Here is a 13,334-nt window from a genome sequence, read left to right on the forward strand (position 1 = left end):
CTCATCCCTCCACGCCCTGGAGGGTCGTGCCCTGCTGCCAGCGCAGCATGTGCCGGGCCACCGCCTGGATCATGAGATCGCTCAGGAAGCCGAGCAGGCCGATGGAGGCCATGGCGGCGATGACGATGTCGTAGCGCAGGAAATAATAGGAATCCCACAGCACGTAGCCGACTCCGCTCTTCACCGCGACCATCTCGGCGGTGACCGTGAGCATCCAGGCCGAGCCGACGCCGATGCGCAGGCCGGCGAAGATCGACGGTAGCGCCGCCGGAACGACGATGAAGCGCAGCAATTGGTGCTGGCCGCCGCCCACCATGGCACCCGCGCGGATCAGGTTGCGATCGCAGGTCTTCACGCCATGGATGGTATTCAGCAGGATCGGGAAGAAGGCGCCGAGAAACACCAGGAAGATCGCCGGCTTGTCGGCGATGCCGAACCAGATGATGGCGAGGGGAATCCACGAGACCGGCGGGATTGGACGCAGGGTCTGCAATGTGGGTTCGATCAGCACCTCGATCAGGCGGGACCAGCCGATGGCGACGCCGAGCACAACGCCCATGACGGTGGCGATGGCGAACCCGGCGGCGACGCGCCAGAAGCTCGCCATCACGTCGAAGATCCAGCGTCCGCTATAGCTCTGCGTGTTGCCGTCGATGCCGAAGATCCAGTCCAGCCAGGCCCATGCCACCGCCGAGGGGGCCGGCAGCAGCGCCGGGGGCAGGGCGCCGGAGCGGGAAAAGGCTTCCCACCCGGCGAGGATCAGGACCGGAACGATGAAACGTTCCGGCCGGCCCCGTCTGAGAATGGCATGCATCCGCCCGCCCTCAATAACCGAGTTCGGTCTTGGGCTTGCCGGTCACCGCCTCGAGGAAGCGGTAGTCCATGTGCTTTTCCACCGCCGCCGTGACGTCGGTATTGATGTATTTGAGATCCCGCATCATCGTCGCGATGGCGACCGCCGAAGACCGATACATCTTGTAGTCGGGATAAAGATTGCCCACCGCGCCTTCGGCGATTGCCTTGTCGAGGCCGGTCACCTTGCTGATGACATCCACCCACAATTGCTTGTCGCCTTCAATCTTCTCGTCGACCTTGACGATGGCGCGCACGGTCTCTTCCACCGCCTTGGGATTCGCCGCGATCACGTCGGGCCGGGTGACGATGAGGTTGGTGAGCTTTCCGGCGGCCTGGTCGTACGGAAAGGTGAAGAACTTGGCGGCCTTGGCCTGGAGGATCTGGGTCGCGAACGGCTCCGTGGTGCAGATCAGCTCCACCTCGCCCCGGCGCAACGCCTGGATATGGTCGGAGGGGTTGGGAATATTGATGAATTGAACGTCCTTATTGACGTCGATGCCCTGCTTGGCGAAGGCGCCGCGCATGTGAATGTCCTGCGCATTGCCGCGCGAGGCCGCGATGCGGAACGTCTTGCCCTGCGCCTTGTAGTCGGCGATCAGCTTCTTGAGCCCGGCCCAATCGTCGGCGGCGAGCGGCAGGTCGTTTTGAATGACGCAGGCCGAACCGCCATTCACCTGGCCGGAGATGGCGACCACGTCGAAGCCCTTGTCGAGGGCGGTGGCATAGTGAAGATAGGTCACCTGCGCCACGTCGATGCTCTTTGAAATCAGGGCCGTGAGCACGTCATTGCCGGTGTTGAAGCCGATCACGTCCAGCTTGATGCCCTTGGCATAGTCCGGGGTGAGGGTGAGCGGGGTGCAATGGGCGCATTTGGCGAAACCGAGCTTGATGGTGGGCTCGGACTGGGCGGCCGCCGCCGAGACCGCACCGGCCGCAAGCGCCAGCGCAAGGGCGATGCGGGACAAAAACCTCTTCATGACCTTGCTCCTCTGGAAGACCATTCGAGCCGATCGCCTGTTCGCTGAAGCGAGAAGCATTCGGTATGCAATATGGTTTTTTATTCGTATAATCATGGTTATAAGTCATAATACGATGGGCGTGAAAGCCGATTTTGTAGGCAGGGAGCGCAAAGAAATGACAGAATCGGAGGCACCCTTCGAAAAGCCCGGCGCCGGCAAGGCGCGTCCGCGCGCGCCGGCCCGCACCCGTTTCAAGCCGGCGCGGCTGAAGCTTTCGGCAAGCGATGCCAAGCAGCCGCTGAACACCGCCTCCCTGCACGACCAGCTGGTGATGCGGCTGCGCGAGATGGTGCTGGACGGGGAATTGCGGCCCGGCAGTCCGCTGCCCGAGCGCATGCTGTGCGAGACCTTCGGCGTGTCCCGCACGCCGCTGCGCGAGGCGTTCAAGGTGCTGGCTTCGGAGGGGCTGATCGAGCTTCGGCCGCACCGCACGCCCAAGGTGATGCCGCTCGACCGGGATGATATCGCGGCGGTGTTCGAGGTGGTGCTGGCGCTTGATCATCTCGCCGCCGGCCTCACCTGCGCCAGGGCCACGGGGGCGGAAATCGCCGGCCTGGACGCGATGCATGCGCGCCTCGTGGCCCATCATCACGCCGGGGCACGGTCGGATTATTTTCGGCAGAACCAGCAGATCCACGCCGAGATTGCCCGCCTCGCCGGCAATCCGGTGCTGCTCGCCACCTGGACCGCGCTCGCGGCGAAGATCTATCGCGCCCGCGCCCAGGCCAATTACGAGGCCGGTCGCTGGGACGAGTCGCTCCAGGAGCACGAGGGCTTCATGGCGCTTCTGCGCAGCCGCGATGCGGAAGGCTTCGCCGCCGCCATCGCCGACCATACCCGCCGCACCGGCAAGGCGGTGCTGGCCGCCCTGGATCTGCTGGCCCAGCAGCAGGCTTGAGGAAGTCCTGAGGGTGCCGGCGGCGGGGGGCGGCATCCCTCGTCTTCTGTCGTGCGGCTTGCGGCGATCAGGCCGGCGCTTTCGCATAAGGCGAGCGCGCGCGGGCGAGATGGTGCCCGTGTCCCTTCTCGCCCACCAGTTCGCCGTCGCGCACGACGATGCGGCCCCGCACCATGGTCAAAACCGGCCAGCCGGTGATTTGCCGGCCCTCATAGGGCGTATAATCGGCACCGTCCCGCACCAGATCGTGGGCGAGGGTGAGCTTGCGCTCCGGGTCCCAGATGGCGATGTCCGCGTCGGAGCCGACCGCGATCGTGCCCTTGCGGGGATACAGGCCGTAGGTTTTCGCGGGATTGGCGGCGGTGAGGGCGACGAACCGCTCGATGTCGATCCGACCGCCCATGACACCCTCCGAGAACAGGATCGGCAGGCGCGCGCCGACGCCGGGTATGCCATTGGGCACCCAGCGGAAACTGGTGCGTCCCTTCGGCGTGAGCTTGCCCTGCGGATCATCGTAGCGGAAGGCGCAATGGTCCGAGGAGAAGATGTTGAACACCCCCGTGCGCAAGCCCTCCCAGCACGCTTCTTGGCTCGCCACGTCGCGCGGCGGCGGCGAGCAGACATATTTCGCCCCCTCCATGCCGAGCCCGTCGAGGTCCTGTTCGGTGAGCACCAGATATTGGGGGCAGGTCTCGCCCAGCACCGTCAGCCCCTTCTGTTGCGCCCAGCGGATCTGCTCCATGGATTCGCGGTTGGAAACATGGACGATCATCACCGGCACATCGACAAGTTCCGCCAGCGAGATGGCACGGTGGGTCGCCTCGCGCTCCACCGCGATCGGCCGTGAAGTGGCGTGGAAGCGCGGCGCGGTCCGACCCGCCTTCTCCAATTGCTCCGTCATGAAGCGGATGGCGTCGTAATTCTCGGCGTGGACCATCACCAGCGCGCCGGTCTCGCGCGCCACCGCCATCACGTCGAGAATTTCGCGGTCGTTCAGCGCCAGGCCCTCATAGGTCATGAAGATCTTGAACGAGGTGTAGCCGTCCTCAACCAGCGCCGGCAGTTCCTGGCCGAGCACCTGGTCTGTGGGGTCCGAAATGATGAGGTGGAACGAGACATCCACATGGCACGCGCCGTCCGCCTTGGCGTGATAGGCGCTCAGCGCGGCGCGTAGCGACTGGCCCTTCTCCTGCAGGCAGAAGGGCATGACGGTGGTGGTGCCGCCGAGCGCGGCGGAACGGGTGCCGGTCTCGAAATCATCCGCCATCACGATGCCCTCGCCCGAGGGCTGGGAAAAATGCACATGGGCATCCACCCCACCGGGCAATACCCATTTGCCGGTGGCATCAATGATCTCGTCGGCGTCCGCGAAGCCCTGGCCGAGCGCGACCACGCGTCCGCCGCTGATGGCCACGTCGCAGGCGATGCGGTCCCCTGCGGTGACCACCGTGCCGCCGTGTATGACGGTGTCGAACTGCGCCATGGGAGAGGGCCTCCTTGCCGATGATTTTGGTGTGGGCGTTCAAGGCGCGCAGGCGAGCCCCGCGCGCGGATGGCCAGCTTCAACCTCCAGCTCGCCATCCTCCCCGCCAAAGCAAGATCAGGACCACATCGCGCAGGCGCCGCGCTCCGCCGACGATTCGGCCTCTACCCGATCGGATAGCCGATCCGCGCCAGCACCTCTCCCGCGAGATAGAGCGACCCCGAAAGGATCACCCGCGTCGGCGTCGTCTTGCTGTCGCGGGCCGCGAGATCGACAGCCGTGTCGAGAGAATCCGCCGGCGAACAGGAGAGGCGAGCCCGGCTGCAAACTCGCACAATTCCTCTGGGGTGAAGGCCGGGCAATCGGCGAAGGCGAGTGGAAGGGCCACCGTCCGGTCGACCAGCGGCGCATAGGGGCGCAGGAAGCCGCTGGCGTTCTTGGTTCTCAGCATGCCGAACACGAGGATGGTGCGACGGGGATCGGCCATGTCGAGCCGCGCGACTTCGCGGGCGACAACGTCAGCTGCTCCGGGATTGTGCCCGCCGTCGAGCAGGAAATGCGTGGCGTCTCCAACCCCGAAAATGGGACCTGCGGCGTTGAGTCTCTGAAGCCGACCCGGCCAGCGCACGTGCGGCAGGGCCCGTCGCAAGAGCCGCGCGCTTGGGGCGAACCCCGCCATCTCCAAAGTCGCGATGGCGGTGGCGGCGTTGTCGATCTGGTGCTGGCCGGAGAGCCCCGGAAACGGCGGCAGCAGCCGCGCGCCGCCGGCGCGATAGCTAAGGCCGTCCCCGCGAGCGAGGGCCGAGAAATCCGCGTCAGCCCGGCGGAGCGGCGCGCCGATTTCATCTGCGATCCGCAGGATCGTTCCGCTCCCGGCGTCATAGCTCTGCCGGGCGAGGACGGCGGGAACGCCCGGACGGAGAATGCCGGCCTTCTCGGCGGCGATGGCTTGGATGGTATGGCCGAGAAAGGCCTCATGGTCGTAGGACAGCGAGGTGATCGCGGTGGCGGCGGGGCGGGGAACCACATTGGTTGCGTCGAGCCGTCCACCCATGCCGGTTTCCAGCAGCACCACATCCGCCGGAAAGATTGCGAACAGCAGGAATGCCGCCGCCGTCGTCCCCTCGAAGAAAGTGAGCGGCCGTCCTGCGTTCGCCGTCAGAATCCGTTGCAGGGCCTGCGCAAGAACCACATCGTCCACAGGGGCCGAACCGTGGACGCCGGCAAGGCGTATACGCTCGTTGAAGCGGACGAGGTGCGGCGAGGTGTAGCTGTGCACCCGCCGGCCGCCGGCCTCGAGCAGCGTGCGCATGATGGCGAGGGTCGAGCCCTTGCCGTTGGTTCCGGCGACATGGATGACCGGCGGCAAGCGCCGCTCCGGCCGGCCGAGATCTGCCAGAAGCCGGTCCATCCGCTCCAGCGCATAGTCGATCGCCTGCGGATGCAGAAGCGAGAGCCGCTCCAGCAGGGTGCGGACCTCCGGCAAGCCGGGCTGCGCGCGGGCGGCGACCCGCGGATCGCGCAGCGAGGAAAATCCGGCGGCCGCATCCATGATGGCTGCCTTCCCGCGTCAGGCGGAGCGTGCCGCGGAAATCGCTGCTGTGGCGGCAAGCGCTTCGGCGCAGCGCACCGTGTTCTCCATCAGTGCGGCGACGGTCATCGGCCCGACGCCTCCCGGAACCGGCGTGATCGCACCCGCGACCGGCGCCACCTCGTCGAACGCCACGTCGCCGACGATCATGGAACCGGTCGCGGTCGCCACGCGGTTGATGCCGACATCAATGACGATCGCGCCCGGCTTCACCCAGTCACGGCGCACCAAGCCGGCGCGGCCGACGGCGACGAGCAATATGTCCGCCGCGCGGCAATGGCCGGTTATGTCGCGGCTGTCCCTGTGGACGATGGTCACCGAGCAGCCGGCGTTCAGCAATACCTGCGCGGCGGGGCGTCCGACGATGGTCGATCGGCCGATCACCACGGCGTCGAGCCCGGTCAGGTCCGGGCACACCGTCTCGATCAACCGCAGGCAGCCCAGCGGCGTGCACGGCACCAGTCCGGTCGACTGGCCGGTCGCCAGCAGGCCGGCATTGAGGGGATGGAAGCCATCGACGTCCTTGGCGGGATGGATGCGGTCCAGCACCCGCGGGGTCGAGATGTGTGGCGGCAACGGCAATTGCACGAGGATGCCGTCCGTCTCGGGGTCCTCATTGAGCTGGTCCAGCAACCGCAGCACGGCGGCTTCGGTGATCGAGGCCGGCAATTGGTGCTTGAAGGAGGCCAGCCCCGCCTCGGCCGCGCGGCGAGTCTTCGCCCCCACATAGACCGCGCTGGCCGCATCGTCGCCGATCAGAACCACGGCCAGTCCCGGCTTTCTGCCGATGCGCCGGGCGAAAGCCGACGCCTGTTCCTTCACCTTTTCCACGAGACGCGTTGCTTCCGCACGTCCGTCGATAATCCTGGTGGTCATGTGCATAGCCCTCGTGCCAGCCGGCGGGGTGGTATCAATCGGGGAACACCACGGTGCGGTGCCCGTTGAGCAGCACGCGGTCGGTGACGTGGTAGCGCACGGCCCGCGCCAGGACGCGCCGCTCGATGTCGCGACCTTTGCGAACGAGGTTCTCGGGCGAATCGAAGTGGCTGATGCGCTCGACGTCCTGCTCGATGATCGGCCCCTCGTCGAGATCGTCGGTGACGTAGTGGGCGGTTGCGCCGATCAGCTTCACGCCGCGCTCGTGCGCCTGATGGTAGGGCTTGGCGCCCTTGAAGCCCGGCAGGAAGGAATGATGGATGTTGATGCAGCGCCGCGCCAGACTCGTCGACAGCTCGCGCGAGAGCACCTGCATATAGCGGGCGAGGACCACGAGTTCCGTCCCGGTGTCCTCCACGAGGCGCAGGGTGCGCGCCTCCTGTTCGGGTTTGGTGTCCTTCGTGACCGGGAAATGGTGCAAGGGCACCGCGCCGAAATCAATGTGCTGGAAATGCTCGGGGCCGTGGTTGCTGACCACGGCGGTCACCTCCATCGGCAGTTCGCCGATGCGCATGCGATAGAGCAGATCGACCAGGCAATGGTCGAACTTGGAGACCAGGATCATGACCTTCCTGGGTGTGCCCTGGCGGGTCAGGCTCCATTCCATGCCGAACGCGTCCGCCACCGGGCGGAACGTGGTGCGAAGCTCTTCCAGCACGATGTCGCGGTCGGCCCCGGCGAATACGACGCGCATATAGAAGCGCCGCGCCGGTGCATCCTCGAACTGCTGGGCCTCCATGATGTTCGCATGGGACATCAGGAGAAAATGGGAGACGGCGGCCACGATGCCCGGGCGATCCGGGCAGGCCAGTTTCAGCACGTAAGCAGGCTTCTCCAAGGGGCGTCCTCCAGGCGGGCATCCATCGCGTGGCGCCATTCATTTTATGACGTTAACGTATGATTTGTGATCGACGGCTTTGTCAAGGCCGCACGAAATCACGCTGATGCTTCTTACGTTCAAGCAAAAGTCAGGGGCTTTGGCCGCTGCCGCAGTTGACGCCTGTATCGAATAATCTAACGTGTACGTCATAATATGCCGGGTGCGCCGCCCGGCCATGGGATGGAAGCCGCAACGCTCCCGCCGCCCGATCCGGCTTCGATCCGTAGGCCGATGGCCCGGCATCGAGGCTCGGAAACGTGGCGGGTGCACAGGAGGGACGGATGCCCGACTTTCACGAAATCAATCTGGGGAAGGTGACGATCGGCGGTCCGCTCGGCGGGCGCACCGGAATGCTCGTCGGCTCGATCTTCTACGACAAGCATTCCATCGTCACCGACGCCTTCGCGGGCGAATTCGACGAGGAGCGTGCCGCGCGCCTCATCCAGCGCTTGAACGACACGCACCGGACCTATGCCATGCAGATGGCATTCGACGTGATCGCGGCCTCGGAGCAAGCGATGGACCGGTTCCTGCGCTTCGTCGCCGCCCGCACCGACCTGCCGATGATGATCAACGCGACCGAGGCGGAGGCGCGGGTTCAGGGGTTGAAGACCGCCGCCGAGATCGGCTGTCTCGATCGCTGCATCTACGCCTCGCTCAACGAGGACACCGAACAGTTCGAGCTCGACGCCCTGAAAACGTATCGCCCGGGCGCGGTCATGATCCTTGCCTATGACGTCGGCGATCCGACGCCCGAAGGCACGGTGAACATGATCGAGAACACCTTCCGGCCCTGGCTCGACGAGATCGGCGTCGTGGCGCCCATCGTCGATTGCGGCGTGATGGATCCGCCGTCGATCGGCATCACCAACCGCGCGATCCGGCTGGTGCGCGACACCTTCGGCTATCCCGCCGGCGGCGCGGTGTCGAACTGCTTCCCGCAATGGACTGGGCTCAAGGCCCTGGGCAAGGATTTCGTCAACCTGTCGCTTGGGGCCAGCCTGCTTTCCATCCGATTCCATGGCGGTGATTTCCTGCATTACGGCCTGATCGAGCGCACCGTGCCGGCGGCGCACGCCGTGGCCAGCGGTGAGGTCTTCCTCGGCTTTGCCGCCCAGGAGCTGGATGGGCAGAAGCTGCCGAAGCCGCACCCGTTGCTGTCCATGTTCAAGCTGGCGCCGCCGAGCACGGCGCCGGCAGCGGCGGCCGAATGACACCTCGGCAACGGCTTGCCGCCTTGCTGGCGGGGCGGCCGACCGATCGGCTGCTGGTCGATGTCGGCACCTCGACCCTGACGGCGTCACGGCCCCGCGCCCGCCCGTGCCCCGGTGACGGCCGGGCCTATGGCGATCCGGTCATGCATTTGCCGATCCTCACCGACGCGGAACTGGCCGCGCTCGGCAGCCAGACCCGTCGCTGCGGGCCGGCCTTTCCCGGCGCGGTCATGGCGGGCGAGGACAGCTTCACCGATCGCGATGGGGTGACCTGGATCTGGGCCGACGGGGAGCCGGCGCCGCTGCGCCATCCGCTGGCCGAGGCGGACATCGGGGCGATCTCGCGCGCCGCGCGGGTGCCGCTGCCGCCGATTGTGGGCGCCGACGCGCTGGCGGATGCGGCGCGAACCGCCGTCGTGGTGGCGGACGTGCCTTCGCCCGGCCTGATCGACACCGCCTTCCGCCTGCGCGGCTATTACGAGCTGCTCGACGACACCGCGCAGCGCCTGCCGGTGGCGAACGCTTTGCTCGACCGCGCCGCCGACCTGATTGCGCAGGATTATCGCACGATACTCGGGGCTCTCCCCGGCGCGCCCGACCTCGTGGTCTATGGCGACGACCTTGCCTACCGTACCGGGCTCTATCTTTCCGAGGAGCGGTTCGCCTTCCTCCTGCGGCCCCGCATGGCGCGGCTCTTCTCCGTCATTCGCTCACAGACCCGCGCGCCCGTGCTGTTTCATTCCTGTGGGGCAATCGCACCAATCCTGGACCACATCCTCATGCTGGGCGTCCGGGTCCTCAATTTCGATCCCACCGCAGCCGGCATGGACATCGCCGCGGTTCGCGCGGCGGCGGGGCCGGACGTAGTGTTCCATGGCCTGCTTGACTTTCCGGGCATCGCGCGCGCCCTGTGCGACGGCGATCGCACGGGGCTTGTGCGGGTGCTCGACGACATCCGTGCCGGCTGGCCGATGATCGCCGCTCCGCGCGACAATCTGCCGGCCGATTGCGCGCCGGGCGACATCCGTGCGGTCACCGCCTTTCTCGATGCGCTGGACCTGCCTCGCCTGCTGGCCGGAGACGTCGTGGGCGCGCTCGATGCGGCGACGGACGCGGCCGCCCTTCCGGCGCTCTGACCGCCGGGAGCGTGGCGGTCGCTAGCGCGCCAACGCCTTTTCGAGCCTGCGCCACGCCTCCGCCGGCCCGGGCAGGCCGAAACGCAGCCATTGGGGCTGTTGGGTGAAGGCGCGAACGTGGATGCCCGCTCGGCCGAGGCGATCGACCCACATGGCCGCCTGGGGCGTCGCCACCAGCCGGAACAGAGGCGTGCCGCCCCGCACCCGCAGTCCCGCGCCGGCCAGCAAGCCATCGAGCCGTGCGGCGTCCGTCTCCAGCCGCGCCACGGCGTCGGCAAGCCACTGGCGATCCGCGAGCGCGCGCGTGCCCACGGCCAGTGCCGGACCCGAAACGGGCCAGGGGCCGAGCCGGTCGCGCATGTCCCTGATCGTCGGTGCATCGGCGATGGCAAAGCTCAGCCGCACCCCGGCGAGCCCATAGGCCTTGCCGAAGGAGCGCAGTACGATCGCGCCTTGCGGGAGGCTCGGCGCAAGGCTTTGGGAGGGGCGCACCACCTCCATGAAAGCCTCGTCCACGATGAGACGCCCCCCGCGTGCCGCAAGCCGGCCGGCCAGGTCGGCGAGCATGCCGGCCGGAGTCAGCCGACCGTCCGGATTGTTCGGGTTGATCACAACCGCCACGTCAATATCGCTCGCGTGGAGATCCTCGACGGCCTCGACGATACGGACCTCGGCACCCGCCGCGCGCCAGCACGCCGGGTGCTCCTGATAGCCGAAGCCGAGAATGGCGACCTGTCGTGCGGGGAGGATTTGCGGCAGGATCCGCAGCAGCGGTTGCGTCCCGCTCGCCGCGACGATGCAATCGGTGTCGGCGAGGCCGTAGGCACCGGCCGCCACCGCGTGGAGCCGGTCATTCTGTGCCGGCTCGGGCAAGCGGGTCCAGGTGGTGGGCGGCAGTTCCACCGCGTCCAGCGGGTAGGGCTGCGGATTTATGCCCGTGGACAGGTCAATCCACGGCTCCGGCGCATTCGGGAAGCGCAGCCGCGCGGCCGAGAGGTCGCCGCCGTGGAAGATTGCCGGATGGGAGGCTGTGTCTTGGCGGGCGCAGGCGTCGATCGGCACGGGCGGGTCTATTCGGTGCGAGGGCGGGCGAGGAGCGGATTGGGCTTTGTAAGCCGGATCGCCTTGCAGCGGCAGGCATAATCGTGTCCGCACGCGCTTGAGGTCGTGGCGGCGCCGGCCTCCACCGGCGTTGCGGCGAATTTGCCGGGCCGCACGCTGAGCACCGGTGCGACACGCATCGTGCCGCCGCAGGTCACGCAGATGAGCTCAAGTGCGCGCGAGCGTGCGTAATCGACCAGCACCTGCCGCGCGGCGTCGCAGCCTTCGCACTGGAAATTATAGGAGGGCATCGTGTGTCATCTCCCTCGGCACGCGCCGGGACTGGGGCGATGGTGCTCCCGCCGCAACCCGATCCGACGGGCCCCGGCGGGAGCATGCGTCACGCGGCTGCGCGCGTTTCCAGATAGTCTTTGACGAGGGAAACGGCGGCATTGGCATCGAGGCCGTAGCGCACGCCGAATTTCTCGGCGATGCCGCGATTGGCGGCGGCGCCTCCCATCATCAGCAAGTATTTTTCGTCCTTTCCCTGGGACTTCAGCATCTCGACGACCTTCTCGACATAGACGGTCGAAGAATTCGTCATCACCGACATGCCGATCGCCACCGCGCTCTCACGCTCGGCCGTGTCGATGAACTGCTCGGGCTTCACGTTCTTGCCGAGGTCGATGACCTTGTAGCCGTTCGCCTTCAGCATCAGGCAGACGAGGTTCTTGCCGATATCCTGGGTGTTGCCGCGGACGAGACCGACGACGACGGTTCCGGTGGGTCCACCGCCGCTACCCGAGGCTTCCAGCAGCGGCGTGAGCAGCGGCATGGCGGCATCCATGGTCTTGGCGGCCTTCAGCATGTCGGTGACGAAGCGCTCGTTGCGCTCATACATGTCGCCGACGATCTTCATGCCCAGGGAGAGGCCGTCGAAGACGATCTTCTGCGCCGAAATTCCGCGGTCGATTCCGATCTGCACCCATTCCTTTGCCTTCTCGGCATCATAGTCCATGATCGCCTCGACCAGCTTCTCATAGACTTCGCCTTCCGGCGTCTGCTCGCCCCGATGCTCCTTGGCGGCCTCAACCTTTGCATCGCCGGCCACAGAGGAAGCCCGCTTGCCGATGTGCTTGGGATGGCCGGCGATATAGACGCTGGAGAGATCGCCGAGCGCGGCGATGTCCATGGGATATTTGATCTCGGCGCATTGCTGGATCATCGCATGGAGATTCTCGTCCAGGATGGTCCAGTCGATATCGCAGCCCGGCATGCAGATGAAGCCGCCATTGTAGCCGACCTCGGCAGCCAGCTTCTTCACCTCGTTGCGCACCTCTTGCGTCGAGCCATGCATCAAGGTGGAGAAGGGAGAGAGCGTGCCCATCAGCGAGATCTGGCCGCCGATCACGCGCTTGGCGTGGTCCATGCCCGGATACATGTCGCCGTTGAAGTTCAGGCAGCCGTTTTCCGAGATGTCGCGCCAGATCGGCTGGGTGAAGGTGCAGGTGTGGGTAAAGCCGATGCCGCCGATCTCCTTGATATAGGCAAAAAGCCGTTTCTGGAACGGCAGGCCGTGCTTGCGATAGACGTCCGGCGGCAGGATATCCGAAGAATTGAAGGGGTCGAGAATGTTGCACACGTCGATGCCGGCCTCGAACATCATGCGGCAGACATTCTTGACGATGTCGAGCGCAAGCTCCGTCACTTCCAGGGCATAGTCGGGATCATCGCTGAGATATTGCAGGAATTCGGAGGAGCCGGTCATCAGCTGCGCAGTGGTTATGGGCCCGCCGACCGGAGTGGGAATCGCGTGGGTATCCTTGAAGCCGAGCTTCACCATTGTGCGCGCTTCCTTCTGGATTTCGAGCACACGGGCGGACGGCTGGAAGCCGTTCTTCTCGTACTTTTCCTTGAAGCGGTAGAAGGCGTCCCGCGTCGGCGTCGGATGCTTGACGAGCGAGGGCTGGGCATAGGGAAGATAGTCGAGCTCGCACCCTTCGACGCATTCGACCGGGGTGAACAGATCGGTGCCGGGGATGATCACATCTCCGCCGAACTTGGCGAGCGCCTTCGCCTTGGCATGGGCCGAGGCTTCGCCGTCGCGCAGCGCCTGGTCGACGGTGATGCCACCTTCGCGGATGCCGCGCGCCATGAGCAGCGGCACAACAGGCACTTGGTCGGGAAGTTCCGTCATCGTCACTGCCGCGAAGATCCGCTCGCGGCCCGTCATCTTAGCCTGTGAACCAGCCATAACCTATTCCTCCTGTTATATATTTCT

12 protein-coding genes are annotated in these 13,334 nt (G+C 66.2%); 3 read left to right on the plus strand and 9 right to left on the minus strand.

All coding sequences use genetic code 11. From position 1 onward, the window contains the following. Position 1: 1 nt before the first annotated feature. Both V5F78_RS23260 and V5F78_RS23265 read right to left on the minus strand, forming a co-directional pair. On the minus strand, positions 2-814 hold the full coding sequence (locus tag V5F78_RS23260) for an ABC transporter permease (protein ID WP_394069724.1): 813 nt from the start codon (positions 812-814) through the stop codon (positions 2-4). Positions 815-824: 10 nt separating this feature from the next. Continuing rightward, positions 825-1,832 carry an ABC transporter substrate-binding protein gene (locus V5F78_RS23265; protein ID WP_394069722.1) on the minus strand — a complete coding sequence of 336 codons (1,008 nt, stop codon included), beginning with the start codon at positions 1,830-1,832 and terminating at the stop codon, positions 825-827. 157 nt (positions 1,833-1,989) lie between these two features. On the opposite strand from V5F78_RS23265, the gene V5F78_RS23270 reads away from it, so the two are divergent. Next, on the plus strand, positions 1,990-2,772 hold the full coding sequence (locus tag V5F78_RS23270) for a GntR family transcriptional regulator (protein WP_394069720.1): 783 nt from the start codon (positions 1,990-1,992) through the stop codon (positions 2,770-2,772). A 67-nt stretch (positions 2,773-2,839) separates the two neighbouring features. On the opposite strand, the gene hydA is transcribed toward V5F78_RS23270, so the two are convergent. From hydA to purU, 4 genes are all read right to left on the minus strand, one after another. After that, positions 2,840-4,255 carry a dihydropyrimidinase gene (gene hydA / locus V5F78_RS23275; protein ID WP_394069718.1) on the minus strand — a complete coding sequence of 472 codons (1,416 nt, stop codon included), beginning with the start codon at positions 4,253-4,255 and terminating at the stop codon, positions 2,840-2,842. A gap of 229 nt (positions 4,256-4,484) precedes the next feature. Beyond that, a complete protein-coding gene (locus V5F78_RS23280; protein WP_394069716.1) occupies positions 4,485-5,807 on the minus strand; it encodes a bifunctional folylpolyglutamate synthase/dihydrofolate synthase in 1,323 nt (440 codons plus the stop codon). Positions 5,808-5,825: 18 nt separating this feature from the next. Continuing rightward, entirely contained in the window at positions 5,826-6,722 is an 897-nt protein-coding gene (locus V5F78_RS23285) for a bifunctional 5,10-methylenetetrahydrofolate dehydrogenase/5,10-methenyltetrahydrofolate cyclohydrolase (RefSeq protein ID WP_394069715.1), read from the minus strand. Positions 6,723-6,756: 34 nt separating this feature from the next. Beyond that, positions 6,757-7,620, minus strand: coding sequence for a formyltetrahydrofolate deformylase (gene purU, locus V5F78_RS23290; RefSeq protein ID WP_394069713.1), 864 nt, complete (start codon positions 7,618-7,620; stop codon positions 6,757-6,759). 323 nt (positions 7,621-7,943) lie between these two features. Here purU and V5F78_RS23295 point away from each other — a divergent pair, with 323 nt between their 5' ends. Next, positions 7,944-8,876, plus strand: coding sequence for a tetrahydromethanopterin S-methyltransferase subunit H family protein (locus tag V5F78_RS23295; RefSeq protein WP_394069711.1), 933 nt, complete (start codon positions 7,944-7,946; stop codon positions 8,874-8,876). Next, the gene (locus V5F78_RS23300) at positions 8,873-10,012 is read left to right on the plus strand and encodes a uroporphyrinogen decarboxylase family protein (protein ID WP_394069709.1); all 1,140 of its coding nucleotides are present in this window, start codon (positions 8,873-8,875) and stop codon (positions 10,010-10,012) included. Before V5F78_RS23295 ends, V5F78_RS23300 begins: the two co-directional genes overlap by 4 nt. Positions 10,013-10,033: 21 nt before the next feature. Here V5F78_RS23300 and cobD read toward each other — a convergent pair whose 3' ends face one another. The 3 genes from cobD to V5F78_RS23315 form a co-directional block, all read right to left on the minus strand. Next, entirely contained in the window at positions 10,034-11,074 is a 1,041-nt protein-coding gene (gene cobD, locus V5F78_RS23305; protein ID WP_394069707.1) for a threonine-phosphate decarboxylase CobD, read from the minus strand. A gap of 8 nt (positions 11,075-11,082) precedes the next feature. Then, positions 11,083-11,364, minus strand: a complete 282-nt coding sequence (locus tag V5F78_RS23310; RefSeq protein WP_394069705.1) for a hypothetical protein — start codon at positions 11,362-11,364, stop codon at positions 11,083-11,085. Between the two features lie 89 nt (positions 11,365-11,453). Further along, positions 11,454-13,307: an MtaA/CmuA family methyltransferase gene (locus V5F78_RS23315; RefSeq protein WP_394069703.1), complete on the minus strand. Its 1,854-nt coding sequence runs from the start codon at positions 13,305-13,307 to the stop codon at positions 11,454-11,456. Between the last annotated feature and the right edge of the window lie 27 nt (positions 13,308-13,334).

This window comes from Roseixanthobacter glucoisosaccharinicivorans (assembly GCF_043195095.2).
Classification (GTDB): Bacteria; Pseudomonadota; Alphaproteobacteria; order Rhizobiales; family Xanthobacteraceae; genus NCEH01.

Coding starts and splice junctions, on each gene's coding strand:
- V5F78_RS23260 (WP_394069724.1), bottom strand. CDS start 814: ATGCATGCCATTCTCAGACGGGGCCGGCCGGAACGTTTCATCGTTCCG.
- V5F78_RS23265 (WP_394069722.1), bottom strand. CDS start 1,832: ATGAAGAGGTTTTTGTCCCGCATCGCCCTTGCGCTGGCGCTTGCGGCC.
- V5F78_RS23270 (WP_394069720.1), top strand. CDS start 1,990: ATGACAGAATCGGAGGCACCCTTCGAAAAGCCCGGCGCCGGCAAGGCG.
- hydA (WP_394069718.1), bottom strand. CDS start 4,255: ATGGCGCAGTTCGACACCGTCATACACGGCGGCACGGTGGTCACCGCA.
- V5F78_RS23280 (WP_394069716.1), bottom strand. CDS start 5,807: ATGGATGCGGCCGCCGGATTTTCCTCGCTGCGCGATCCGCGGGTCGCC.
- V5F78_RS23285 (WP_394069715.1), bottom strand. CDS start 6,722: ATGACCACCAGGATTATCGACGGACGTGCGGAAGCAACGCGTCTCGTG.
- V5F78_RS23295 (WP_394069711.1), top strand. CDS start 7,944: ATGCCCGACTTTCACGAAATCAATCTGGGGAAGGTGACGATCGGCGGT.
- V5F78_RS23300 (WP_394069709.1), top strand. CDS start 8,873: ATGACACCTCGGCAACGGCTTGCCGCCTTGCTGGCGGGGCGGCCGACC.
- V5F78_RS23310 (WP_394069705.1), bottom strand. CDS start 11,364: ATGCCCTCCTATAATTTCCAGTGCGAAGGCTGCGACGCCGCGCGGCAG.
- V5F78_RS23315 (WP_394069703.1), bottom strand. CDS start 13,307: ATGGCTGGTTCACAGGCTAAGATGACGGGCCGCGAGCGGATCTTCGCG.